The 25,762-nt window shown below is 66.8% G+C and carries 19 protein-coding genes, 1 tRNA gene and 1 pseudogene; 12 read left to right on the forward strand and 9 right to left on the reverse strand.

Features of this window, described 5'->3' with window-relative positions:
* Window positions 1-26: 26 nt before the first annotated feature.
* The gene (locus tag CEX88_RS07625; RefSeq protein WP_094293005.1) at window positions 27-1,646 is read right to left on the reverse strand and encodes a helix-turn-helix transcriptional regulator; all 1,620 of its coding nucleotides are present in this window, start codon (window positions 1,644-1,646) and stop codon (window positions 27-29) included.
* A gap of 202 nt (window positions 1,647-1,848) precedes the next feature.
* Window positions 1,849-1,922, reverse strand: a tRNA-Leu gene (locus CEX88_RS07630).
* A 125-nt stretch (window positions 1,923-2,047) separates the two neighbouring features.
* On the opposite strand from CEX88_RS07630, the gene CEX88_RS07635 reads away from it, so the two are divergent.
* Window positions 2,048-2,392 (forward strand): hypothetical protein, encoded by a 345-nt coding sequence (locus tag CEX88_RS07635; RefSeq protein ID WP_094293006.1) that lies wholly within the window; start codon window positions 2,048-2,050, stop codon window positions 2,390-2,392.
* On the opposite strand, the gene CEX88_RS07640 is transcribed toward CEX88_RS07635, so the two are convergent.
* The 4 genes from CEX88_RS07640 to CEX88_RS07655 all read right to left on the reverse strand — a co-directional run bounded on the left by CEX88_RS07640 (window position 2,376) and on the right by CEX88_RS07655 (window position 6,535).
* The gene (locus CEX88_RS07640) at window positions 2,376-2,567 is read right to left on the reverse strand and encodes a hypothetical protein (protein WP_094293007.1); all 192 of its coding nucleotides are present in this window, start codon (window positions 2,565-2,567) and stop codon (window positions 2,376-2,378) included. The two genes, CEX88_RS07635 and CEX88_RS07640, sit on opposite strands and share 17 nt — an antisense overlap.
* A 17-nt stretch (window positions 2,568-2,584) precedes the next feature.
* Window positions 2,585-4,180, reverse strand: coding sequence for a phytoene desaturase family protein (locus CEX88_RS07645; protein ID WP_094293008.1), 1,596 nt, complete (start codon window positions 4,178-4,180; stop codon window positions 2,585-2,587).
* Window positions 4,177-4,956, reverse strand: a complete 780-nt coding sequence (locus tag CEX88_RS07650) for an SDR family NAD(P)-dependent oxidoreductase (protein WP_094293009.1) — start codon at window positions 4,954-4,956, stop codon at window positions 4,177-4,179. Before CEX88_RS07650 ends, CEX88_RS07645 begins: the two co-directional genes overlap by 4 nt.
* 94 nt (window positions 4,957-5,050) lie before the next feature.
* The gene (locus tag CEX88_RS07655) at window positions 5,051-6,535 is read right to left on the reverse strand and encodes an HNH endonuclease signature motif containing protein (protein WP_238381987.1); all 1,485 of its coding nucleotides are present in this window, start codon (window positions 6,533-6,535) and stop codon (window positions 5,051-5,053) included.
* A 181-nt stretch (window positions 6,536-6,716) separates the two neighbouring features.
* Here CEX88_RS07655 and CEX88_RS07660 point away from each other — a divergent pair, with 181 nt between their 5' ends.
* Entirely contained in the window at window positions 6,717-9,236 is a 2,520-nt protein-coding gene (locus CEX88_RS07660) for a sensor histidine kinase (RefSeq protein ID WP_094293011.1), read from the forward strand.
* A gap of 6 nt (window positions 9,237-9,242) precedes the next feature.
* On the opposite strand, the gene CEX88_RS07665 is transcribed toward CEX88_RS07660, so the two are convergent.
* On the reverse strand, window positions 9,243-10,106 hold the full coding sequence (locus CEX88_RS07665) for an alpha/beta fold hydrolase (RefSeq protein ID WP_094293012.1): 864 nt from the start codon (window positions 10,104-10,106) through the stop codon (window positions 9,243-9,245).
* Window positions 10,107-10,146: 40 nt separating this feature from the next.
* On the opposite strand from CEX88_RS07665, the gene CEX88_RS07670 reads away from it, so the two are divergent.
* From CEX88_RS07670 to narI, 9 genes and pseudogenes are all read left to right on the forward strand, one after another.
* Complete coding sequence (locus tag CEX88_RS07670) at window positions 10,147-12,015, forward strand: propionyl-CoA synthetase (RefSeq protein ID WP_094293013.1); 1,869 nt, start codon at window positions 10,147-10,149, stop codon at window positions 12,013-12,015.
* Window positions 12,016-12,358: 343 nt separating this feature from the next.
* Complete coding sequence (locus CEX88_RS07675; RefSeq protein ID WP_094293014.1) at window positions 12,359-12,841, forward strand: DUF4383 domain-containing protein; 483 nt, start codon at window positions 12,359-12,361, stop codon at window positions 12,839-12,841.
* Between the two features lie 90 nt (window positions 12,842-12,931).
* Window positions 12,932-13,354, forward strand: coding sequence for a DUF4383 domain-containing protein (locus tag CEX88_RS07680; RefSeq protein ID WP_094293015.1), 423 nt, complete (start codon window positions 12,932-12,934; stop codon window positions 13,352-13,354).
* Window positions 13,355-13,363: 9 nt separating this feature from the next.
* On the forward strand, window positions 13,364-14,068 hold the full coding sequence (locus CEX88_RS07685) for a ZIP family metal transporter (protein ID WP_094293016.1): 705 nt from the start codon (window positions 13,364-13,366) through the stop codon (window positions 14,066-14,068).
* A 124-nt stretch (window positions 14,069-14,192) separates the two neighbouring features.
* A complete protein-coding gene (locus CEX88_RS07690) occupies window positions 14,193-15,371 on the forward strand; it encodes a nitrate/nitrite transporter (protein ID WP_202931407.1) in 1,179 nt (392 codons plus the stop codon).
* Complete coding sequence (locus tag CEX88_RS07695; RefSeq protein WP_202931400.1) at window positions 15,368-19,063, forward strand: nitrate reductase subunit alpha; 3,696 nt, start codon at window positions 15,368-15,370, stop codon at window positions 19,061-19,063. The genes CEX88_RS07690 and CEX88_RS07695 overlap by 4 nt, the downstream gene beginning before the upstream one ends.
* Window positions 19,060-20,727 carry a nitrate reductase subunit beta gene (gene narH, locus CEX88_RS07700; protein WP_094293018.1) on the forward strand — a complete coding sequence of 556 codons (1,668 nt, stop codon included), beginning with the start codon at window positions 19,060-19,062 and terminating at the stop codon, window positions 20,725-20,727. Before CEX88_RS07695 ends, narH begins: the two co-directional genes overlap by 4 nt.
* Window positions 20,724-21,377 carry a nitrate reductase molybdenum cofactor assembly chaperone gene (gene narJ / locus CEX88_RS07705; RefSeq protein WP_094293019.1) on the forward strand — a complete coding sequence of 218 codons (654 nt, stop codon included), beginning with the start codon at window positions 20,724-20,726 and terminating at the stop codon, window positions 21,375-21,377. Before narH ends, narJ begins: the two co-directional genes overlap by 4 nt.
* Window positions 21,376-22,110 (forward strand): annotated as a pseudogene (gene narI, locus CEX88_RS07710) (respiratory nitrate reductase subunit gamma); the annotation flags it as partial. The gene narJ and the pseudogene narI, both read left to right, overlap by 2 nt.
* An 18-nt stretch (window positions 22,111-22,128) precedes the next feature.
* Here the strand turns inward: narI and CEX88_RS07715 are convergent.
* The gene (locus tag CEX88_RS07715) at window positions 22,129-22,797 is read right to left on the reverse strand and encodes a helix-turn-helix domain-containing protein (RefSeq protein ID WP_094293021.1); all 669 of its coding nucleotides are present in this window, start codon (window positions 22,795-22,797) and stop codon (window positions 22,129-22,131) included.
* Between the two features lie 92 nt (window positions 22,798-22,889).
* Between CEX88_RS07715 and CEX88_RS07720 the strand changes: the two genes are divergently transcribed.
* Window positions 22,890-23,342, forward strand: a complete 453-nt coding sequence (locus CEX88_RS07720; protein ID WP_068194789.1) for a DoxX family protein — start codon at window positions 22,890-22,892, stop codon at window positions 23,340-23,342.
* 1 nt (window position 23,343) lies between these two features.
* On the opposite strand, the gene CEX88_RS07725 is transcribed toward CEX88_RS07720, so the two are convergent.
* Window positions 23,344-25,755: a beta-glucosidase family protein gene (locus tag CEX88_RS07725; protein WP_094293120.1), complete on the reverse strand. Its 2,412-nt coding sequence runs from the start codon at window positions 25,753-25,755 to the stop codon at window positions 23,344-23,346.
* Between the last annotated feature and the right edge of the window lie 7 nt (window positions 25,756-25,762).

A 25,762-nucleotide genomic window follows, 5' to 3' on the forward strand; every position in this document is an offset into this window, starting at 1 on the left:
TGCGAGTGATCAGTTCTAACCACCCGTTAGACGAGGTGTTGCTCGTAGGCGTAGGCGGTGGCGGCTGCCCGAGATGACAAGCCGAGCTTAGCGAAGATGTTCTGCAGGTGACGTGCGACCGTGTGCTCGCTGAGTACGAGGCTCGCGCCGATCTCTCGGTTGGTCTTGCCCGCGGCGACAAGCCGTAACACCTCGCATTCTCGCGGGGTGAGGCCCCCCGCCGACCGCCCCTGGGTCCCGATGACCTCGGCCAGACGTTCCGTGTCGGGCACTGCGCCGAGCCGGCTAAAGCCATCATGCGCGGCGTCGAACTCCAGTGCCGCCGCGTCGAAGTCGCTGAGCTCTCGGCAGGCGAGCCCGGTCTGAACCCGCGTCCGGGCGGCTTCGTAGGGCATTGCCAAGTCCCGCCAACCCGCAGATGCCCGGCGCAGGGCAGCAAGAGCCGCGGGGGCGTCGCCCTCGGCGAGCAACGTCGACCCGTCGGCGTGAGCTGCGATGGCGTGCAGGAACAGCGCGTCGATGGCTTCGGCGATCTCGGCAAGTTCGTCAGCGCTCGCTCGCGCTGCCGGGACGTCACCGACCGCGAGCATGATGTCGACGTGCGCAGCCAATATTGCCGGCCGACCGACACGATCGGGGCTTAGGTCTACCGCGCGACGAATCGCGGCAATCGCGGCATGGACGTGCCCTTCGGCCAGTCGCAGGAGGGCCAATCCAGGCAACGGCTCTCGACCGAACTGATGGGCTTGCCGGTAGGCGATTTCAGCGTCGTCGAACTCTCCACGCAGCCGGTGCAGCTCCGCTCGCTGGTAAGCCGCCAATCCTAAGGAAGGGTGCGCAGCGGGTCGCGACAAGTGCTCGCAAGCGAGGCGGGCGGCCGTCGTCGCCTCGGGCCATTCGCCGTGGATCTGCAGGATCTGCGAGCGATGCACCAGACATTGACCGCGGTATGGAACGAGGTCAGGCTGGGCGTCACACCAATCGCTCAAGGCGATGGTCCACTCGGTCGCGCGCCCCAGGTCGAACACGCCCATACACGTCTCGATGACGCCGCAATAGACGATGCCGGCGGGGATGGGCGACACCTCCCCCGCGGTGACGCTCGCCATCGCTTCATCGAGCAGTGCCACGCCGCGAGCCGTTTCGCCCTGGGTGACCGATGCCTGGCCTTGACCCAGCCAGGCCAGAGCCGCCAAGTCGCGATCACCGAACCGTACGGCGATCCTGCCGGCCTCAACGAACATCTCGTACGCTCCCGCGGAATCCCCACCCGTCCACGCCCCAAGGCCTGCGGAAGTGAGTAAGTACCCGCGCGCGGCGCAGTTTAGCTCGCGGTCCTCCACCAGCCGACCCACTCGTGCCAGCCAACCGCTGCCGCGCGCCGTGTTGCCTTGCAGCAACTGCGTTAGCGCCAACCAGAACCCGCATTCGGCGGCTCGGCCCGGATCGCCGGCAGCCAAGCACGCGGAGTAAGCCCTCTCCCAGGCCCGCACGCTCTCGTCGTCCTTACCGATCAAGTAGGTGGCAGTCGCCAGGCGCTCAAGATCGTCAGCATCGAGTGGTTCATCCGCGTCGGAGAGACACTCGTAGACTTCGGTCCACGCCTGGCGTTCAAACGCGCTCGAAGCTATGTTCATCGCGGCCATGAAGAAAGTCTGGCGGATACCGGCGGGTTTGCGCGACGGCGTGCTACTTCTTGCGCTTCCCGGTGTCGCCGGCAGCCCCACAAGATAGCTGCCGCGCCGACCTCGCCGCCGCGATCTCGCCGCCTGCCGGGGTGGCGCCGGGTGAGGGAGAAATGCGAGCCCATCCGGTAGGCGCGAGAACGCATCTACCAGCAACTTCCGGTGCCCCCAGTCGGACTCGAACCGACACTGTGCGGATTTTAAGTCCGCTGCCTCTGCCAATTGGGCTATGGGGGCCGCCCCCGTGCTGCGCCGATGAGCACGGTACCGCGCGCGATCGTCGTGCAGCCGGACCTGGCACACCTGATGCGCGGTCAAGATAATGTCGACGTGTAGGTCGTTCCACTAGGAAAGGCACTCGGATGTCAGCGCTGACGAGATTCCGCATCGGACGACGGCTCACAATCGCCGGTGGATCCGCGCTCGCGACGATGGCCCCGATGGTTGCGGCCGTCGTCGCTACCTCGCCCAGCGTCCCCAGTCACCTCGCGGCCTGCCCCGCCGGCGAGGACAGCGACCTCTACAGCGGGACGTGCGTGCCTTATCTGGTTCCGAACACCGCCTCAGCAGTCAACAACGCCTGCCCGCCCGGGGTCAGCGGTGCCGAATGCACCGGGTCCACCGGTAATCAGGTGCCACCCCACCCACAGCCTGGGCCGTCGCCCGAGTTGCAGGAACTGGAAGACGTCGTCACGCCGGGCTACTAGCCGCGCGCACGTCCAGTAGGTCGTTGTCCCGCGCGGCGTCGACGTCCAGCGTCCGGTACCCGTAGAGGTCGAACAGCACGGTGATCCGGTCCGCGGTCACCACCTCGAGTTGTTCTGGCCGCAGCGTCTGCCATCCGAACACTTTCTTCGCGACGTCGCCGCAACTGGCCCGCATCCCTCACCTGGCGCGGCTCATCGCGTCATCAGTGACAGGATCGCGCGGTTGAGTTGTCGGCGCGGCCAACCCAGTCTCCCGGCGGCGGCCAGTGCGGCATGTGCGGCGTTGCGGCCGCACACACCGTGCACTCCCCCGCCCGGGGACGCGCCCGCGCTGCCGAGGAAGACGTTCTCGACCGGCGTCTCCGCGCCGCCGAAACCCGGGAACGGTCGGAAGATCAACTGCTGGAACAGTTGTGATGTCCCGCCGTTCACCGCACCGGCATGCAGATTCGCGTCGCTGGCCTCCAGGTCCGACGGCCGCTGAATCGTCTTGCCGACGATGTGATCGCTGAACCCGGGCGCATGCTTCTCCAACACCACGTCCACCGCCGCCGACAGCTGATCGGCGGAGGCGTCATCGGCGACGCCTCGCGGCAGATGTGTGTACGCCCAGGCGCTTTCGGTGCCTGCTGGCGACCGGCTCGGATCGGCGGTGGTCATCTGCCCGAACAGAAGGAACGGATGCAGCGGCACGGTGCCGGTGTTGAGGTCGGCCATCCACCGGATCAGGCCGTCGTGGTCGGCGCCGAGATGTACCGTGCCCGCATCGTTCAGACTCTGCGAACGCCATGGGATCGGCGCGTCGAGGGCGTAGTTGATCTTCAACACCGGTGTGTCCCAGACGAACCGGTCGATGCTCTGCAGCACGGATTCGGGGAGTGCGTCGGCCGGGAGCAGGTCGCGGTACAGCATCGGCGCCGAGGTATCGGCGATCACCGCCCGACGCACTCGGACGGTCTCGCCGCCGGAGGTGTGAACGGACACCGCGCGTCGGCCACGGACGTCGATCCGGTCGACCTGCTGTCCGCACTGGATGCGGGCGCCCGCAGACGTCGCCCGGTTCACCAGCGCTGCGGTCAGTTGGCCGGCGCCGCCGACCGGAACCGGAAAGCCGCCGTCCTGAGCCATCATGATCAGCATGTATCCCATGACGCCGCTGCCCGGCGCGTCGATGGGAACATCGGCGTGCATTGCGTTGCCCAGCAACAGGAGTCGCGCGGCCTCGCCCTCGAACAGCTTCTCAGCCATCACGCCTGCGGGGAGAAGCATCAGATGCGCCAACCGAAGCGCCTCGGCGGTGCCCAGCTCACGCAGCAGACCGACCGCTCCACGCACCGGCGGGAACGGCGCGAACAACGTCTCCACCAGCGGTTCCTTGATGCGCTGCCACTGGGCGAACAAGTCGCGCCAACGCTCGCCGTCACCGGGTGTGCGACGGTCGAGATCCTCTGCGGTGCGGTCGAGATCGCGCCAAATCAGCGGAGCGTCTTCGTCATCGGCCGAGCTCGCATGGCCGACGACCGCGTGTGAATGCGACCAGCGCAGGCCGTGCTCCTCGAGGTGCAGGGCTTGGAGAGCCGGGGAGGTCACCGACAGCGGGTAGAACGCGCTGTACAGGTCGCTGACATAGCCGGGAAACAGTTCGGCGCTCTTGACCGCGCCGCCGGGCTGGTCCTGCGCTTCCAGAACCAGTACGTCCCAGCCCTCGTCGGCCAGCATGGCTGCGGCGACCAAACCGTTGTGGCCGGCTCCGATTACCACAGCATCGGCAGAGCCCGACACACTCACCTCGAGATCAGCCTGTTGGAGGCGGCCTTCACCGAGTCGGGCAGGAACCGGTTCATCAGGCCGAGCCCTTTCGAAAGTGGTGATGAGGCAACGATTTTCTTCCTCCCCTCCATCAGCGCGTCGTACCCCTGTTTGGCGACCTTGTGGGCGTCGTCCTTCGGCATGCGTCCCACCAAGGTGTCGAGCATGCCGACCCGGCGGAAGAAGTTGGTGTCGGTTGGGCCGGGCATCAGCGAGGTGATGACGACGTCGGTGTCGCGCAACTCGTCCTGCAGCGCTTCGGCGAACGACTGCACAAACGATTTCGAGGCGTTGTAGATGGTTTGATACGAGCCGGGCATCATCGCCACGATCGACGACGTGAACAGAAGCTTGCCCGAGTTGGCGCTGACCATGTCAGCGAGCACCAGTTTGGCCAGTTGCGTGGTTCCCCGGACGTTGAGGTCGATGATGTTCAGGTCTTCTTCGAGCCCACGGTCGACAAATCGGCTGCCACCGCCGCCGGTGCCGGCATTGAGGGCGGCGGCGTCCAACCGGCGGCCGCCCTCGGTGGCGCTGGCGTACAGCCGATCGACGTCGTCCTCTTTGCGGAGATCGACCTGAACCGCGCGGACCTCGGTGCCGCCGGCGGCGAGGCTGTCGGCGCTGGCGTGGATGCCGTCATCGTCCGCGGCCACGATGAGGTCGTAGCCGTCGTCTGCGAACAGCTTCGCCAACTCGAAACCGATACCGCTCGAAGCGCCCGTCACAAGCGCGAGTGGTCGTCCGTGAGCCATGGTGGCGGGCTACCCGACGAGGCGTTGACCAAACGCGCGCTCCACACGCCCACGTCAGCCGGCGTCACGATCATCGCCGGGCGAAAGGCAGCCGTCAGCCGGCGTCACGATCATCGCTGTGGTCATCACCGTCGTCAGCACGCTCTCCGCTGTCCTCGGGGGCTCCCTCGTCGTCACCCTCGTCGTCTCCGTCGTCGGGGATGAGGTAGCGGTTGGGGTGGTGGTAGTTGTTGACGCGGGCTTGGCCGGTGTCGAGCTGGGGCGGAGGACGCCATGCGGTGCGCCCGTCTTTGCGTTTGTAGGTGCGCCAGCCGCCGGGTTTGACCCGCCGATTATCGGGGCCACACGCCAGAGTCAGCTCGTCGATGTCCGTCTGACCGCCAGCGGCCCAATCATTGTCCCCATGATGCGCCTGGCAGTGGTAAGCCGGGGCCGTGCAGCCGGGCCGGGTGCAGCCCCGATCCCTGGCGAAGAGCACCAGTCGTTGGGCTTTGGACGCCAAACGGTTAGCCCGCCCGAGGTAGAGGGGTTCTTCGGTGGCCTTGTCGAAGATCGCCAGATAGTGATGCGCCTCAGCGGCTTGGCGGATCACCTCGCTCATCGGCACCAATGACCCGCCCCCGGTGAACCCATGCCCGGTGCCCGACTCCAGTTCCTGCAACGTCGTGGTGATCAGCAGCGTCGCCGGCAACCCGTTATTGCTGCCCAACGTGCCCGAGGCGAGCAACTTCCGGCACATGGCATTGAGCGCATCGTGGTTGCGCTGGCCAACCGTGCGCCGATCAGCGGCCACCGTCTCCGCCGAGGGATCGGCCTGCGCCGAGGGATCCTGATCCGCACATCGCTGACCGTCCTCACCCTCGGTTTCGCCGTCGGGGTGGCAGCGCCCAGGAGCCGCCCACACCGCCAGGACTGCTTCCAACGCCGCCCGCGTGGCCGGATCAAGCAGTCCACGTAGCTCACTCATCCCATCAAGGCGCTGCCGACCCAGACGCAACCAGCGCTGCGCCGCGCGCAACTCCTCGGAGAAATCCCCATCCGGGTTCAAATACGCCGCCAACCGCTGGGCGGCCGCGCGCAACTCCTCAGGAGTGTGCTTGGTGGCCAGCTGCGCCAGCTGCGCTTCGGCGGCCTCGCGCACGTCAAAGGGCATCGAGGCCGGCACCTGCTGGTCAAAGAACCGCCGGATCACCCGCACATGCTCGGCACCCACCAGGCCCTGCTCCACAGCCGCGGCGGTGTGGGCCAGCACCGGTTCGAGTGTCTCGCCGGTCATCGCCTGGCGCGGCGCCAACTCTTTTGCCTCGGCCACCCGCCGATGCGCCTCGGCCTTGGAAAGGCGCAGCAACACCGCCAACGCCCCGGGCACGCTGTTTTCCCCCAACTCCGCGAGCGGGGCCTGCTGGAGTCCGGCCACCAGGCGGTGGCCCACGGTCGCCGAACCACGGGTGAAGCTCTCCCACTGCGCTGTCAGCGCCAACTGTTCAGAGGTGCTCAACGCGTCGAACGACTCGCCGACCAACGCGGACAGCTGCTCGGCCATCCCCGCGATCACTTCGCTCATACGTTCGAATCCCACACTGCAACGCTAACCCCACCCACCGACAACCCAGGCCGACTTGTGACTACTGAAACCAAAGAGACACAGGTGATTTCGCGCAATACTGTGAACCAAAGGCCCGGCGAGCACAGTGCCGCGACCACTCAGCGACGACAAGGAGGGTTTGAGCCACGCATTACACAACGTAAATTGGTCAGCGATGGGAATACTGGGACGAAAGACCGGGGACCTGCGCGTCTACCTCGGCGCGGCGCCCGGTGTCGGCAAGACCTACTCCATGCTCGCCGAGGCGCACCGCCGTCTCGAGCGCGGAACTGACGTGGTTGCCGCCGTCGTCGACACCCACGGCCGGCGCAAGGTCGGCCAGCAGCTAGCGGGTATCGAGGTGATACCTGCGCGCATGGTCGAGAACCCCGGCAAACCCGGCGTCCAGCACCAGGAGATCGACGTCACCGCGATCATGCAGCGGCGGCCGAAGGTCGTGCTCGTCGACGACTTCGCCCACACCAACGCCCCGGGCAGCAAGAACAAGAAGCGTTGGCAGGACGTCGAAGAACTGCTCAACGCCGGCATCACGGTGATCACCACCGTCAACGTCCAGAACCTGGAGAGCGTTTCGGACCTTGCCGCCCAGATCACCGGAGTCGAGGAACCCGACCGCATACCCGACGAGGTAGTACGCGCCGCCGATCAGATCGAGTTGGTCGACATCACGCCGGAAGCGTTGCGGCGCAGGCTCGCTCACGGCAACGTGTACCCGCCGGAGCGCATCGATGCCGCACTGTCGAACTACTTCCGACCCGAAAACCTCACGGCGCTACGGCAATTGACCCTGCTGTGGCTGGCCGATCAGGTCGATGCGGCGCTGGCCAAGTACCGCTCCGACAAGAAGATCAGCGATCGATGGGCACCCCGCGAACGTGTGGTGGTGGCGGTAACGGGCGGCCCCGAGTCTGAGGTCCTGGTGCGACGGGCGTCCCGCATCGCCTCCCGATCGGGCGCCGACCTCAGAGTGGTGCACATCGTCGACGGCGGTGGCCTCACGGCCATCTCGGATCAGCAGAAGAAGGCCGTGCGTGAACTGGCCGCCAGCTTGGGCGCGACCATGCATACGGTGGTCGGCGACGACGTCGCTTCCACTCTGATCGCCTATGCGCACGACATCAACGCCACACAGTTGGTGGTCGGAACATCCCGACGTTCACGGCTGTCGCGCATGTTCGACGAGGGCATCAGCGAGGCCGTCGTCCAGCAGGCCGGCGGTCTGGACGTGCACATGGTCAGCCACGACCAGGCCAGCACCGGCATCTCGTGGTCCCGGCTCTCGCCACGACAGCGCCGGCTCACGTCATGGCTTGCCGCTATCGCGATTCCGGTCGCGGTCTGCGCGCTGACATTGCTGCTGCCGGAGGGGTTCCTGCGCATCGGCGGCCCGGGCGCGCTGTTCTTCATCGGGGTGCTGGGCACGGCGATGCTCGGCGGGCTCGCTCCGGCCGTCACGGCCGCCGCCCTGTCCGGAGCGCTGATCACCTACTTCCTGGTGGCTCCGGCGAACGCGTTCTCCGTGCACGACAGCGACGGCTTTGTCGCGACGGTGATCATGCTGCTCCTGTCCGTCGCGGTCGCCGCCCTCGTCGACCGGGCCTCGAGACGGGCGCGAGAAGCGCGGCGAGCCAGTCAGGAAGCCACGCTGCTGGCGCTGTTCGCCGACGGCGTGCTGAACGAAGCGGACCTCGACAGCCTGCTGGAGCGGGTCCGCGAAACGTACTCCCAGCGCGCCGTGAGCATCGTGAGAAGCAAGACCGGCGAACTGCTCGCCCACACCGGCACCGACCCCTGCACCGACGTCGACGACGCCGACACGCCCGTCGAGATCGGCGACGACGAGTACTGGATGCTGTTGTCCGGACCGGCGTTGACGACGCGCGACCGTCGCGTTCTCAGCGGCGTCGGCAAGCAGGCCGTCAACCTGGTCAGGCAACGAGAGTTGGCCGAGGCGAACAAGGCCGAAGTCGTCGGCCAAGCGGACAAACTGCAGCACGCGCTGCTCACAGCGGTCAGCCACGACCTGCGCACCCCGCTCGCGGCCGCCAGGGCGGCGACGTCCCGGATCCGCAGCAGCGACGTCGACTTCTCCGGCGACAACACCGCCGAACTCCTGGCCACGGTGGAGGAGTCCGTCGATCAGCTGACCTCACTGGTGGCCAACCTGCTGGACTCGGCACGCCTGGCCGCCGGCGCGGTACGACCGCAGATGGCGCGCGTCGAACTGGAGCACGTCGTCCAACGCGCGCTGCTCGGAATTCGCGCGGACACAGACGAAATCACCCGACCGGGCAGTGAACGGGTGAAGGTGGAGATCGACTGCGACGCGGCCCTGGCCGACCACGAACTGCTGGAGCGCGTCCTGGCCAACCTGATCGACAACTCGCTGCGCTACGCCGACGGCAGCCTGGTGCGGGTGACCGCGGGCCAGGTGGGCGACCGCGTGCTCATCGCCGTCGTCGACGAGGGTCCCGGTATTCCGCGAGGCAGCGAAGAGCAGGTGTTCGCCCCGTTCCAGCGGCTCAGCGACGACGACTCGATCGGCATCGGAATCGGCCTGTCGGTCGCCTCGGGATTCGTCGAGGCGATGGGCGGAACGATCTCGGCTTCCGACACCCCCGGCGGGGGCCTGACCGTCGAGATCGACCTGCCCGCCGCGCCGGATCAGGTGTGATGGCAACTAGGCCCGGGCGGTTTCCTCGGCCAGGGCGATCAGCGCTTCACGCACCAGATCGGGTCGCTCGTCGACGATGAAGTGACTGGCGTCGACCATCTCCAGTCGGTAGTCGTCGGCATCCGCCGTCTCCTCCGCTGCCAGCGACGGATGGACAGCCGCGTCATCGCGCCCGAACAGACACCGGATCGGCACGGTGGCGCGCGGCGGCTTCGGCCCGCGGCCGGCGGCCGGTAGCTCGCGGAGCAGGAAGCTTCGGTACGTGTCGCGCGCGGCGCGGGCCACCACCGGATCTCGGAACCGATCGGCGTAAACCCGCGCGGTCTCCGGATCCAACTGCGAGCCGGCCTTGAACAGCAGGTCAAGAAAGCCGGTGTACCGCAGCACCGCAACGCCGAACGTGGCAAGCGGCACCTGGTACCAGAACCGCCACAGCTGTGGCGCCACGACGCGCGGGCCCACCCACGGGTGCGCCATGTTCATCGCCAGGTAGCCGTCGAAACGCTCCGGCGCCGCCAACACCATGCGGTACCCGACGTACGCGCCCCAGTCGTGGCCCACCAGCAACACCCGGTCCAGACCCAGCGCATCGAGCAGCGCCAGTACGTCGGCGGCGACATCGTCCTTCTTCCACCGGTGCGGAGCAGGACCCGACCAGCCGTAGCCGGGCAGGTCCGGCGCGATGATCCGCAGTCCCGCTGGGGGGTTACCCAAGAGGTCGCGGTACACCCAATGGTGTTGCGGCCACCCGTGCAGCGCGACGACCGGGCGCCCGTGGGCGGGGCCGGCCTCGGTGACGTGGAAGCGCACACCGCGGGCGGTGACGTCGGTTCGGCGCACTCCTTCGATCGGCGGAGGAGCAGAAGCCATAACGCGACTATAGGAACTGCCGTCGCGCTACCGTGCCGGTATGGCCGGATACCGAGCGCTGTTCGACGCCAGCATCGCTGATCCAGAAGGATTCTGGGCCGATGCCGCACGCGCGGTGACGTGGACCCGCGAGCCGAAACAGATCCTCGACGACTCCAACCCGCCGTTCTACCGGTGGTTCGCCGACGGTGAGCTGAACACGTGCGCCAACGCGCTCGACAGACACGTCGACGACGGCCGGGGCGATCAGCCCGCGCTGATCTACGACTCACCGGTCACCGGGACGCAACGCACCTATACCTTCCGCGAATTACGCGACGCGACAGCGAAATTCGCCGGGGGGCTGCGCGGTCTCGGGGTCACCAAGGGCGACCGCGTGGTGATCTACATGCCGATGATCCCCGAGGCGGTGATCGCGATGCTGGCGTGTGCGCGCCTGGGGGCGATCCACTCGGTCGTGTTCGGCGGGTTCGCCGCGCACGAACTCGCGGCGCGCATCGACGACGCGCAACCGAAAGTCGTCGTCTCCGCGTCCTGCGGTATCGAACCGTCCCGCATCGTCGCCTACAAGCCGATGCTGGACGCCGCACTCGAGATGTCCGCGCACCCGCCGCGCAACTGCGTCATCGTGCAGCGCGACCGGCAGCGCTGTGAGTTGGCTCCGGACCGCGACCTCGACTGGGAGGACGTCGCGGCCGCGGCGGCCGTCGACCCCGTGCCGGTGGCCGCGACCGATCCGCTCTACGTGCTGTACACCTCCGGGACCACGGGTAAGCCCAAAGGCATCGTCCGCGACAACGGCGGGCATGCGGTGGCGCTGCTCTGGAGCATGCGCAACGTCTACGACATCGAACCCGGCGAAGTCTTCTGGGCCGCATCCGATGTCGGCTGGGTGGTCGGCCACTCCTACATCGTGTACGGACCGCTGCTGCTGGGCGCCACGACCGTGCTCTACGAAGGCAAGCCGATCGGCACGCCCGATCCGGGTGCGTTCTGGCGGGTAGCGTCCGAGCACGGGGTCAAGGCACTGTTCACCGCGCCGACGGCCGTGCGTGCGATCCGAAAGGAGGACCCCGACGGCACGCACATCGGCCGCTACGACCTGTCGAAGATGAAGTACTTCTTCCAGGCCGGTGAGCGACTCGACCCGGACACCTACGAGTGGTCGGCGCAGAAACTCGGTGTCCCGGTCGTCGACCACTGGTGGCAGACGGAAACCGGCTGGGCGATCGCCGCCAACCCGATGGGCCTGGAACCCATGCCGATCAAACCGGGATCCCCGACGGTTCCGATGGCCGGCTACGACGTCAGGATTCTGCACGTCGACGGCTCGCCCTGCGCAGCCAACGAGGAAGGCGACATCTGCATCCGGCTCCCGCTTCCGCCGGGCACCCTGCCCACCCTGTGGGGCGACGACGACCGGTACAAGGCCTCCTACCTGTCGGAGCATCCGGGTTACTACCTCACCGGCGACGGCGGCTATCTCGACGAGGACGGCTACCTCTTCGTGATGGGCCGCATCGACGACGTCATCAACGTCGCCGGACACCGGTTGTCGACGGGATCCATCGAGGCCGTGCTGGCCACTCATCCGGCGGTCGCCGAATGCGCGGTCATCGGCGTGCGTGACGAGATCAAGGGCCAGGTGCCGCGCGGCTTCGTCGTCCTGCAGCAGGGGGCTTCGGCCGACGGGCTTGCCGAGCAGCTCATCGAGTCGGTGCGCGAGAACATCGGCGCCGTAGCGTGTTTCAAGCTCGTCGACGTCGTTCCCGCGCTGCCCAAGACGAGGTCCGGAAAGATCCTGCGCAAGACGATGCGGGGCATCGCCCACGGCCGCGAGGAGCCGTTGCCGTCGACGATCGAAGACCCAGCGGTGATCGAAGCGCTCAAGCCGATCCTGAAGAACTGAGCCGCCCCGACGCTGCTCGGATCGGCCTATATTCGTTGGTGAGTGCGTGCCTGCCCGATGCACGCGGCTCACAACAAAGGAGTTGATTCGCGATGCGTACATCTGCGGTCAAGGCCAAGAGCGGCTGTACATGCCACTGCCACAAGTGCGATCAAGGTCATCACTGCGGGAACCCGCCCAACTGCTACATCAAGAAGTAGTCCGGCACCGGACGTGATCGGTCCAGGCGAGACCAGAAGAGCCTGAGCCGCGGCCTCTACCGTGCCGATTTCGTTACGCGCGTCTACGTTTGCGCCGCCTTTCCGCGGGTAGCCCTGCGCTCACTCGAGGAAAGGAACTCATCATGGTCAGCAGCCACCCACCGGGCCCGACGGCCGCCTCCCGGTACGGCTCACATGTTCAGAAGGCCGCACTTGCCGTCGGCGCAGTGTTCCTGTTGGTCGGCATTTTGGGCTTCATCCCGGGAATCACGACGAACTACGACACGATGACGTTCGCCGGGCACCACTCCGGAGCCATGCTGCTCGGGATCTTCAACGTCTCGATCCTGCACAACATCGTGCACCTGCTGTTCGGCGTGGCCGGCGTGCTGATGGCGCGCACATTCGACGCAGCCCGCATCTACCTGATCGGCGGCGGCGTCATCTACCTGCTGCTCTTCCTGTACGGCCTGGTCATCGACCATGACAGCGCGGCGAACTTCGTGCCGTTGAACACCGCGGACAACTGGCTTCATCTGTTCCTCGGGGTCGGCATGATCGCGCTGGGCGTGCTGCTGTCGCGCCGCCGCGACGCCAACACCGCGTTGGGCCGGAACACGCGGTAGGCGTCGACGCCGCATCGCGCCGGTTAGCGACGACCCCCGGCGGGTATCACCTGCGAGTCCGTCAATAACGGCTTTGGACGGAGGCGAGGGATGGCAAGACCACCGAAGTACATGGCCGTGCAGGCGGCGGCGGTGATCGCCGGCGTCGCCCTGTTCCTCCTCGGCGCCCTCGGCTTCATACCGGGCGTGACCCAGGACTACGACCGGCTGGCGTGGGCCGACCACCGATCCGGCGCCAGCCTGCTCGGCATGATCTCGGTGTCCGGACTGGGCAACGTGGCCAACCTGGTGATCGGCGCGCTAGGGCTGCTGATGGCACGCACGTACGCGGCCGCTCGGGCGTACTTCCTCGGCGCTGGACTGGCTTACTTCGCGCTGTTCGCGTACGGATACGCCGTGGCCAACGCGTTTGACTGGATGTGGTTCGGCCTGGGTGTCGTCATGTCGATACTCGGGCTGACACTCGCCGGTCAGCACGACCCGACCAAGCACCGCAGGCGAATTCGCGCCTAAGCTGGGACGATGCTCACGGCGTTGCTCTGGGGCGGCGTTGCGGCGTCTTCGTTGATCATCGGCGCACTGGCCGGGGTCGTGCGCGACTGGAACGCCCGGCTCATCGGGCTGGTGCTCGGCTTCGGCGCCGGAGCGTTGGTGGCCAGCATCTCGTTCGAACTGGCCGAAGAGGGTATCCGTGTCGGCGGAGCCGTCCCGGTGGCGCTCGGTCTGGCGGTCGGCGGCATCGCGTTCTTTCTCGCCGACATGGGGGTCGCCCGAATCGGCGGCCGCGGCGGCGCCGCTGCCGGACTACCCCTCGCGCTGGGCGCGTTGCTCGACGGCATACCCGAGCAGGCGGTACTGGGTATCGGAATCGCCGGTGGCGGCGAGGTGAGTGTGTCGCTGATGGTCGCGATCTTCGTCTCGAACCTCCCGGAGGCCATCGGGTCGGCCAGCGACCTGAAGACGGCAGGCACGCCCCGGCAGCGGATCGTTCTGGGCTGGGTTGTGGTCGCGCTGCTGTGCGCGCTCGCCACTTTGGCCGGCTACCAGCTTCAGGAGACCGCGGGCAACCAATTACAAAGTGGAATAGACGGTTTCGCCGCAGGCGCGTTGCTGGTCATGCTGGTCACGTCGATGATCCCCGAGGCCACCGAGAAAGCTCGAGACCAAGCGGGTCTCGCCGCGGTGCTGGGTTTCGCCGTTGCGGCCGGCTTGTCGCTGAGCGGCTAGAGTCGTCTGAACGTCGTTGTGTTGCAGCGCGTCAGCCGAAAGTCACACGGGCGCCTTTCCCACGTGGTTGTCTGGGTGAGTGAGTACGGCGACTACGACGCCGCACACCGGCGCGCGGCGGGGCATCAACTTAGCGCTGGCCACCTGGGTCTCGGCCATCAACTTCTGGGCATGGAACTTGATCGGCCCGCTCTCGACGACGTACGCGGGCGATCTGTCGCTGAGCAGCTCCGAGGCCTCGATGCTGGTGGCCACACCGATCCTGGTGGGCGCACTCGGCCGGATAGTCGTGGGTTCGCTGACCGACCGGTTCGGCGGGCGCGCATTGTTCATCGCGATCTCTTTAGTCTCGATCATCCCGGTGCTGGCGGTCGGCGCCGCGGGGTCGGCAGGCTCGTATCCGATGCTGCTGGTGTGCGGCTTCTTCCTGGGCATCGCAGGCACGATCTTCGCCGTCGGGATCCCGTTCGCGAACAACTGGTATGACCCCTCGCGGCGCGGATTCGCCACTGGAGTCTTCGGGATGGGCATGGTGGGCACCGCGCTCTCGGCGTTCTTCACGCCCCGGTTCGTCGGCTGGTTCGGGCTCTTCCCCACCCACGTGATCATCGCGGTCGCGTTGGCGATCACCGCGGCGCTGTGCCTGGTGTTGATGCACGACTCACCGACCTTCGCGCCCAACACCGATCGGGTGATGCCCAAGCTGAAGGCAGCGGCCAAACTCCGCGTCACCTGGGAGATGTCGTTCCTGTACGCGATCGTGTTCGGCGGGTTCGTGGCGTTCAGCAACTATCTGCCCACCTACATCAAGACGATCTACCACTTCTCGGCCGTCGACGCCGGCGCGCGCACGGCGGGGTTCGCGCTGGCGGCCGTGCTCGCGCGTCCCGTCGGTGGTGCGCTGGCCGACCGGATCGCGCCGAAGTACGTCGTGCTGTGTTCCTTCGGCGGCACCGCGCTGATGGCGCTGATCGCCATGCTGCAGCCGCCGCCGGATGTGTGGTCGGCCGCCACCTTCATCGCGCTGGCGGTGTTCCTCGGTATCGGCACCGGCGGCGTGTTCGCATGGGTGGCTCGCCGCTCACCTGCGAAGTCCGTCGGGTCCATCACCGGAATCGTCTCGGCCGCCGGTGGTTTGGGCGGCTACTTCCCGCCGCTGGTTATGGGCTCGACCTATGACTCGGTCGATAACGACTACTCGGTCGGCCTGATCCTGCTCGTAGTGACCGCGTTGATCGCGTTCGCTTACACCGCACTGCGGCTGCACGCTCATGAGCCGCAACCGAAGGAGGCCACACCGTGACGATCACCCCGCCCCACATCGGCGGCCCGATCGAAGAACTGCTCGAACGCAGCGGCCGATTCTTCACTCCCGGTGAGGCTTCCGACGACGGGCGGACCATCCACCGCCGCGGCGGCCGCGAAGGCGACATCTTCTACCGCGACCGGTGGAGCCACGACAAGGTGGTCCGCTCCACGCACGGCGTCAACTGCACCGGCTCGTGCTCCTGGAAGATCTATGTCAAGGACGGCATCATCACCTGGGAAACCCAGGAGACCGATTACCCGTCGGTGGGCCCGGACCGGCCGGAGTACGAGCCGCGAGGCTGTCCGCGCGGTGCGGCGTTCTCGTGGTACACCTACTCGCCGACGCGGGTCCGTTACCCGTACGCGCGTGGCGAACTCGTCCGGATGTACCGCGAGGCGAAGTCGCGTCTGTCCGATCCGGTCTTCGCATGGGCCGACATCCAGAACGACCCCGAACGCCGCAGGCGCTACCAACGGGCAAGGGGTAAAGGCGGTCTGGTGCGGGTCAGTTGGGCCGAGGCGACCGAGATGATCGCCGCGGCCCACATACACGCGATCAAGCGGTACGGGCCCGACCGGATTGCGGGGTTCTCCCCCATCCCCGCGATGTCGATGGTCTCCTTCGCCGCGGGATCGCGGTTCATCGAACTGCTCGGCGGCGTGATGACGTCCTTCTACGACTGGTATGCCGACCTTCCCGTGGCTTCCCCGCAGGTCTTCGGCGACCAGACCGACGTACCGGAATCCGGCGACTGGTGGGACGCCTCGTATCTGATGATGTGGGGTTCCAACGTTCCGGTCACCCGCACACCGGACGCGCATTGGATGACCGAGGTGCGCTACCGCGGCACGAAGGTCGTCAGCGTCAGCCCCGACTACGCCGACAACACCAAGTTCGCCGACGAGTGGATGCCGTGCGCCGCGGGCACCGACGGTGCGTTGGCCATGGCGATGGGCCACGTCGTGCTTTCGGAATTCTTTGTCAAACAGCGCGTTCCGTTCTTCGTCGACTACGTTCGCAAGTTCACCGACCTGCCCTTCCTGGTCAAGCTCGAAGACCGCGACGGCAGGCTCGTTCCCGGTAAGAACCTGACCGCGGCCGACCTCGGCGGTGAAGCGGCGGCACAGGAGAACGCGGCCTTCAAACCGGTGCTGCTGGACGCGGCGACCGACTCCGTGGCCGTACCGCATGGCTCACTGGGATTCCGCTTCGGCGACGACGGCGTCACCAAGTGGAACCTCGAACTGGGTGATCTCGTACCGGCGTTGACGGTGCTGTTCACCGAGGGCGGTGAAACGGCCGAAGTGGCGTTGCCGCGATTCGACACCTTCGACGGCCACGGCGAAACGCTGACCCGAGGCGTGCCGGTGCGACGGGTCGGCGAACACCTGGTGTGCACGGTGTTCGATCTCATGCTGGCCCAGTACGGCGTGGCCCGACCAGGCCTACCCGGTGACTGGCCGACCGGCTACGACGATCCCAAGCCCTACACCCCCGCGTGGCAAGAGTCGATCACCGGAGTGGCTGCGTCACAAGCCATTCGGATCGCCACCGAGTTCGCCCGTAACGCCGAGGAGTCCGGCGGCCGGTCGATGATCATCATGGGCGCCGGAATATGCCAATGGTTCCACGGCGATGCCACCTACCGGGCGGTGCTGGCGCTGGTGTTGCTCACCGGCGCGATGGGTCGCAACGGCGGCGGCTGGGCACACTATGTCGGACAAGAGAAGTGCCGCCCGGTGACGGGATGGTCGGCGCTGGCGATGGGCACCGACTGGTCGCGGCCGCCGCGACAGATGCCGGGCACCTCGTACTGGTACGTCCACACCGATCAGTGGCGCTACGACGGCTACCGGGCCGACGCGCTGTCCAGCCCTCTGGGCCGCGGCCGGTTCAGGGACCGCCACACCATGGACGTGCTCGCCGCATCAACGGCGATGGGCTGGAGCCCGTTCTATCCGCAGTTCGACCGCTCGAGCCTCGACGTGGCCGACGAGGCCCGCGCCGCGGGACAGGACATCTCCACCTACGTCACCGAGAAGCTCGCCGACGGTGGGCTCAAACTCGCCGTCACCGACCCGGACAACCCGTCGAACTGGCCTCGGGTGCTGTCGGTCTGGCGGGCCAACCTGCTGGGCTCGTCGAGTAAGGGCAACGAGTACTTCCTGCGTCATCTGCTCGGCACCGACTCGAACCTTCAGGCTGAGCCGACACCGGAGGCGGTGCGGCCCAACGACATACCGTGGACCGACGACATCCCCGAGGGCAAGCTCGACATGTTGATGTCGATCGACTTCCGGATGACGTCGACGACGTTGCTCTCCGACGTGGTGCTGCCAGCCGCCACCTGGTACGAGAAACACGACCTGAATACCACGGACATGCACCCGTACGTGCACGCGTTCAACCCCGCCGTCGACCCGCCGTGGGAAACCCATTCCGACTTCGAGGCGTTCGGTGCGATCGCCCGGGTGTTCAGCGGGCTGGCGGCCAAACATCTTGGGGTGCGCACCGACGTGGTGCTCGGCGCGATGCAGCACGACACTCCCGGCGCGATGGCGTATCCCGGTGGTGTCGAGCAGGATTGGCGGACCGACGGGAGCATCCCGGTACCCGGTAAGACCATGGGTCCGATCGCCGTGGTGGAGCGTGACTATCCGGCGATCGCCCAGAAGTGGGCGGCGCTGGGGCCGCTGGTCGAGAGACTGGGGCTGACCACCAAAGGTGTCACCGTCCGACCCGACAAGGAGGTCGACGAACTCGCGGCCAAGTTCGGTGTGATGAGCTCCGGTCGCGCAGAAGGCCGTCCGGCGATCAACACCGCGGAACGGATGGCCGAGGCGATCCTGGCACTGTCCGGCACCAGCAACGGCCGGCTGGCGGTCGAGGGGTTCCGCGAATTGGAGCGGCGAACCGGGCGTCGACTGGTCCATCTGGCCGGTGGCAGTGAGGAGCGCCGCATCACGTTCGCCGACACCCAGGCGCGGCCGGTTCCGGTGATCACCAGCCCGGAGTGGTCGGGCAGCGAGACCGGTGGGCGCCGCTACGCGCCGTTCACCATCAACATCGAGGAACTCAAGCCGTTCCACACGCTGACCGGCCGGATGCACTTCTATCTGGACCACGACTGGCTGGAGGAACTCGGCGAGCAGTTACCGGTCTACCGTCCGCCGCTGGACATGTCGCGGTTGTTCGGTGCGTCGGCGGTGGGTGATCACGACGGTGTGGGACTGACGGTGCGCTACCTGACCCCGCATTCGAAGTGGTCGATCCACTCGGAGTATCAGGACAACCTGTTCATGCTGTCGCTGTCGCGCGGTGGGCCGACGATGTGGATGAGCCCGGCCGATGCGGCGAAGATATCGGTGCGCGACAACGACTGGGTCGAGGCGGTGAACCGCAACGGTGTGCTGGTGTGCCGTGCGATCGTGTCGCATCGGATGCCCGAGGGCGTGGTGTTCGTCTACCACGTGCAGGAGCGCACCATCGATGTGCCGCTCAGCGAGACCACCGGGAAGCGCGGCGGTATCCACAATTCGCTGACCCGGCTGCTGATCAAGCCGAGCCATCTGGCAGGCGGGTACGCGCAGATGGCGTTCGCGTTCAACTATCTCGGTCCGACCGGCAACCAACGCGACGAGGTGACCGTGGTGCGGCGTCGCAACCAGGAGGTGGTCTACGAATGAGAGTCATGGCGCAGATGGCGATGGTGATGAACCTCGACAAATGCATCGGCTGCCACACCTGCTCGGTCACCTGCAAACAGGCATGGACCAACCGGCCCGGCACCGAGTACGTCTGGTTCAACAACGTCGAAACCCGTCCGGGCCAGGGTTATCCGCGGACCTACGAGGATCAGGAGCGGTGGCGTGGCGGATGGATACGCGACCGTAGGGGTCGGTTGAGGCTGCGCGACGGCGGGCGGCTGAGCAAGCTGTTGCGGATTTTCGCCAACCCGAAGATGCCCAGCATCAACGACTACTACGAGCCGTGGACCTACGACTACGAGAACCTGACGAACGCGCCGTTGGGTGAGCACATGCCGGTTGCCCCACCCCGCAGCTTGATCAGCGGTGAACCGATGAAGGTTCAGTGGTCGGCGAACTGGGACGACAACCTCGGCGGCTCACCGGAGATCGTGGCCGGAGATCCGGTGCTGCAGAAGGTGAACGAGCAGGTCCGCCTCGAACTCGAGCAGACGTACATGTTCTACCTGCCGCGGATCTGCGAGCACTGCCTGAATCCCTCGTGTGTCGCGTCGTGCCCGTCCGGGGCGCTCTACAAGCGTTCCGAGGACGGCATCGTGCTCGTCGACCAGGACCGCTGCCGTGGCTGGCGGATGTGTGTGTCCGGATGTCCCTACAAGAAGGTGTATTTCAACCACAAGACCGGCAAGGCCGAGAAGTGCACGTTCTGTTACCCGCGTATCGAGGTGGGGCTGCCGACGGTGTGCTCGGAGACCTGCGTCGGCCGGTTGCGGTATTTGGGTCTGGTGTTTTACGACGTCGACCGGGTGCTCGAGGCGGCGGCGACGGAGAACGACACCGACCTTTACGAGGCGCAGAAGTCGATCATCCTGGACCCGCACGATCCCGAGGTCATCGCAGGCGCCCACGCGGAGGGCATTTCCGAGGAGTGGATCGAGGCCGCCCAGCGTTCGCCGGTGTACGCGCTGATTCACCGCTATCAGGTTGCGCTGCCACTGCATCCCGAGTACCGGACGATGCCGATGGTCTGGTACATCCCGCCGCTGTCCCCCGTGGTCGACGCGGTCGCCCGCGACGGCCATGACGGTGAGGCGCTCGGAAACCTGTTCGGCGCTTTGGAGGCGCTGCGCATTCCGATCGAGTACCTCGCCGGCCTGTTCACGGCCGGGGACACCGCGGTGGTCGAAGGCGTGCTGCGGCGGCTTGCCGCGATGCGGTCCTACATGCGCGACATCAACCTGGGCCGGGAGACCCAGCCCCACATCCCGCAGGCGGTCGGAATGACCGAAGAGCAGATCTACGAGATGTACCGGCTGCTGGCACTGGCGAAATACGAAGAGCGCTATGTCATTCCGACCGCCTACGTCGCCGATGCCCACGCCCTCGAGTCGCAGGCGCTCGAGGAACCGGGCTGCTCGCTGTCGTTCGAGGGCGGACCCGGCATGTACGAGTCGGGGCCGTTCGGCGAGGCCAGCGGTGGCCCGGTGCCCGTCGCGGTGGAGAGCTTCCATGCGCTGCATCACCGGCAGACCAGTGAGGGCATCGCGGTCACCGAGTCCCGCCCGTCGCGGGTGAACCTGCTCAACTGGGACGGCAGGGGCGAACCCAGCGGGATCTTTCCCGAGCGGAGCGCGGACCGATGAAACTGCTCAGGAGCAGACGGGAGTCGACCCTCGAGCACCGCCTCGTGTGGCAGGCGGCCGCCTTGCTGTTGACCTATCCGGACGACCAGCAGGCCGAGCGGCTGGCCACCGTCGAGGAACTGCTGACGCACCTTCCCGCCGCGACCGCAGACCTCCTCGCCAGCACGATCGCGGCGTTGCGCACCAAGGACCCGATGCAAGCGCAGGTCGACTATGTGGACACCTTCGACATGCGAAGGCGCACCACGATGTACCTGACGTACTGGACGGCGGGCGACACCCGCAACCGCGGCAACCACATGCTGGCGTTCGCTCGCACCTACCGGGAGGCGGGCGTCAGCCCGCCCGAACGCGAGGCTCCCGACTACCTGCCCGTGGTACTCGAGTTCGCCGCCACCGTGGACCCCGGTGCGGGACGGCGTCTGCTCATAGAGCACCGTGCCCCGATCGACCTGCTTTGCGATGCGTTGCAGCAGTCCGCATCGCCGTACGCACACGCCGTGGCGGCCGTCTGCGAAACGCTTCCGGTCCGTACCGAACAGGACATTCAACGGGCTCAGCGACTTGCCGCTGCCGGACCGCCCGCCGAATCGGTTGGTTTACAACCGTTTACGTTGACCGTGCCGCCACGACGCGCACCAGGAGGTTGACATGTCAGGCTGGGAGATCTTCTGGGACGTGGTGCCCTACGTGACGCTGGCGATCGTCGCGGTCGGGATCTGGTGGCGGTACCGCTACGACAAGTTCGGCTGGACCACCCGTTCGTCGCAACTGTACGAATCACGGCTGTTGCGCATCGGCAGCCCGATGTTCCACTTCGGCATCCTGGTGGTGATCGTCGGACACATCATCGGTCTGGTGATTCCCGAATCATGGACCGACGCAATCGGACTCAGCGATCACGCTTATCACCTCCAGGCGATGGTGCTCGGCGCGATCGCCGGCGTCACCACGCTGACGGGTATCGCGCTGCTGGTGTTCCGCCGCCGCACCACCGGCCCGGTCTTCCTCGCGACCACCGCCAACGACAAGGTGATGTACCTGGTCCTGGTGATGGCCATCGTGGCGGGCCTCGCGTGCACCCTGATCGGTGCGACGCCCGTCGGCGCCGAACACGACTACCGGCAGACGGTGTCGCCCTGGTTCCGGTCCATCTGGATTCTGCAACCACGCGGCGACCTGATGGCCCAGGCGCCGCTGTGGTTCCACATCCACGTGATCATCGCGCTGGTGCTGTTCTGCCTGTGGCCGTTCACGCGGCTGGTCCATGTGTTCAGCGCACCCATCGGCTACCTGTTCCGGCCCTACATCGTCTACCGCAGCCGCGATGTCGTCGACAAGGGTGAGCTGGTCGGTTCGCGCCCGCACCGCCGCGGTTGGTGATCTGCGCTCAGGAGGGTGTCAACCCGTTGCGCCGTGAACCAGAACGCAGCACCGGCCTTCTGAAGGGTTGAGCTCCGCGCGCGCGTCGGGTGCTGAGCTGCCATCGATCACACCCTCGACGAGCTGGAGGTTCAGCCCGCAGACCACCTCCAGGTGGTCCTTGGCCACCGAGTGAAACGGGCAGTTGCGCAGGGTGATACCGCCGTCGGCATCCGACTGGGGAAGATAACCGCAGTCGCGCAGCGCGACCACCACATCACCGTCGGCGTCGACCGCGGCCTGGCGCCCGGTTTCGCGGGCGGCCGTGCCCAGGGCCGAGCGCACCGCGCCTCCGGCATCCTGCTCGATCGACGAGACCAGCAGCCGAGCGAGCAGCAGATAGTCGCGCGGTGGAACGCTGACCACGATCTCGTCGGCGGTCCTCGCGTAGAGCTTGGCCGGCCGTCCGGCGCCGGGACCGCCACGGCCGGCGGGGCGCTGATAGCTGACGGCCAGCAACCCACCGTCGGCGAGCTTGTCCAAGTGATAGGCGGCCAGGGTGCGGCCGATGCCGATCGCCGCGGCGGCCGCCTCCCTGGAGACCGGCTCGTCGCGCTCAACGACGAACTCGTACAGCCGACGGCGAATCGGATCGTCCAGGCTGGTCAGCGCCGCCAAAGAGGCGGGGTCGGCGAACTGTGAGACCACGCCCAAATTCTATCACCAAAAACTCTTGACAAACCGTGGCAAAGGGTGTGCTCTAAAAGATATAACATTTATTTATAGAAAGGAACGGCACCATGACCACCTCGAATGCGCCATCAACCGACCACTCGGCGAGCCCGCTGCTGCGCGCCCGCACCGATCCCGTCTACGCGGCCTACCTGATCCTGCGGATCGGGTTCTCGGTGCTGCCGATCGTGATGGGCCTCGACAAGTTCACCAACGTACTGACCGACTGGGAGGGTTACCTCGCGCCGTGGATCGTTGACATCAGCCCGTTCACCGCGCACCAGACGATGTTGATCGTCGGCGTGGTCGAGATCGTCGCCGGCATCGCGGTCGCGGTCAAACCGCGATACGCCGCGTACGTCGTCGCCCTCTGGCTCGCGGGCATCATCGTCAACCTGGTCACCTACCCCGGGTTCTACGACGTCGCGTTGCGCGACTTCGGCCTGCTGCTGGGTGCGTTGACGCTGGGCCGGCTGGCCTCCGTTTACGACGCGCCGCTGCACACCCGGGCCAGGCGTTGAATCAGGCGCCGACCGCCACGGACGAGAAGAACGCCCGCTCGTCGCCGCGGAAGGTGCGCGTGCCACCGGTGACGGTGACTGTGGCACGGGCTCGGATATCCGTCGAGCTCGTGCCCACGCTCAACTCCACCGGACCCGGCTCCACGACGAGTTCGCCCGAAACCCCGGTATAGGCAAGAACACTCAACGGCAACGTGAACGTTACCGACTTCGACGCACCCGGCTCGAGGTCGACACGGGTGAAACCGACGAGCTGTTGGGCGGGCAACGTGACACCGGTCGCGGTGTCGGCGGCGTACAGCTGCACGACATCGGACCCGCGTCGCTGCCCGGAGTTGGTGATGGCGACGGCCGCGGTCACCGCGCCGCCCGCATCGACGGTGTCGCTCGCGAGCTCCAGCGGACCGTAGGCGAACGTGGTGTAGCTCAGGCCATGACCGAATCCGAACAGCGGCGTGGCCGCCATGTCGAGATAGCCGCTGTGGGGGTCGGCGTCGGTGCGTCGGTAACCGCTGCCGGTCTTCTGGGCGTGATGAATGGGCACCTGGCCGACATGTCGCGGCATCGTGAACGGAAGCTTCCCAGCGGGATTCGTGATTCCGAAGATCGCGTCGGCGATCGCGGTCGCCTGATACGGGCCGGCGTAATACGCGGTCAGCACCGCGGGCAGTTCGTCGATGAGGCCGTCGAGTGCATACGGCCTGCCCATCGACAGCACGGTGACGGTCGGCTTGCCCAGCGTGCTGACCGCCTCGATCAACGCCACCTGCTGCGCGGGCAGTGCGATGTCGGCGGTGTCCGACCCCTCCCCCTCGGTGCGCTGACCGGACCACGACGATCGTCCGCCGACCGCCAGGATGACGGCGTCGGCATCCCCGGCCGCGGCGATGGCGGCCCCGATGTCAACCGGTTCGGTCGGGGTCACACCCGTGCCGGCGACGGCGAGCACCTCCGCATGCGGCAACAACTCTCGGACGGCGTCCGCGAGCGAAACGGCCGAGTAGTTGGACTCGATATAGGCGCGCCGGTCGGTCGCGAACACCGGCCCGAGTTCACTCGCGATCGCCATGAGCGCTTCATGTGGAACCTCGCCGCCGAGTTCCATACCCGCCATGGCGATCTCGCCACCGGTGGCACGGACCTCGAACATCTTGACCGCGTCGGCGAACGTGTAGGTCGAGAACCCCGCAGCCACATCATCGGCGTGGGGGCCGATGACCGCGACCCGCCCCAGGTCTCGGCTCAACGGCAGCAGGTCGCCGTCGTTTTTGAGGAGCGTCACGGCCCGCCCGGCCAGCCCGGCCGAAAGATCGGCGCCCTCACGCGCGACGGTGTCGATGACGATCGGGTCCTCGGCGACGTACGGATCGTCGAAGAGTCCGAGCGCGAACTTGTCGCGCAGCACCCGCAGCACGGACCGGTCGAGCACCGACTCAGCGACCCTGCCGTTGCGCACGGCATTCGCCAACACCTCGCCGTAGCCGAAGACTTCCGGAGTCTCGACGTCCATCCCCGCCATGAGCGCGAGAACACCGGCGTCCTCGGCGGTTTCGGCCACCCGTTGCCGCGTCTGTAGGAAGCCGACCGCGACATAGTCGGAAATCGTTGTCCCGGTGAAACCCAGCTTGTCGCGGAGCAGGGCCGTCAACACCGCGTGCGAGGCGGAGACCGGCACACCGTCGAACTCGCTGTAGCTGGGCATCACGCTGGCCAGCCCCGCCAACCGGATGGCGGCCTCGAACGGCCGGGCGTAGACGTCGTAGAGTTCGCGGGCCCCGATCGCGGTCGCCGCCATGTTCTGCCCGCCCTCGGTGACCGCATAGCCGATGAAGTGTTTACCGGTCGCGGCCACGCCACGCACCAGGTCGTGCGACTGCAGACCTCGTGTGTAGGCAACACTCATCGCACTGACGAGATAGGCGTCCTCGCCGAACGTCTCGCTGATCCTGCCCCAACGGGCATCGCGAGCGATGTCCATCACCGGCCCCAGCGCATGGCGCAGGCCGACCGACCGCAGTTGGCGGCGAATGAGACCCGTCATCTCCTCCACCGCCTCGGTGTCCCACGTCGCGGCCATCGCGATCGGAGTCGGGAATGCGGTGAAGCCGGGCGCCACGACACCGCTCATCGCCTCGTTGTGGAATATCGCGGGAATCTTCAGCCTCGTCTCGGTAACCAGGTAACGCTGAATCGCGTTGGTCGCCTTCGCGAGAACTTCGGGTGCCTTGTGTCCGATCAAACCCAGAGCACAGACATGCCCGATGCCGTTTCCGAGCAACGCGTCGAGCCGGCTGCGGTTGATCCCCTCCGGGGTGAAGAGCGCCAGCGGGAACACCGAGGACAGCTGCATCGCCTTCTCGTCGACCGTCATCTGGCGCAACAGGCCGTGCGCACGGGTCATGGGATCCGTCATCGCTGTC

The sequence above is a fragment of the Mycobacterium neumannii genome, from assembly GCF_002245615.1.
In the GTDB taxonomy this organism is placed as follows: domain Bacteria; phylum Actinomycetota; class Actinomycetes; order Mycobacteriales; family Mycobacteriaceae; genus Mycobacterium; species Mycobacterium neumannii_A.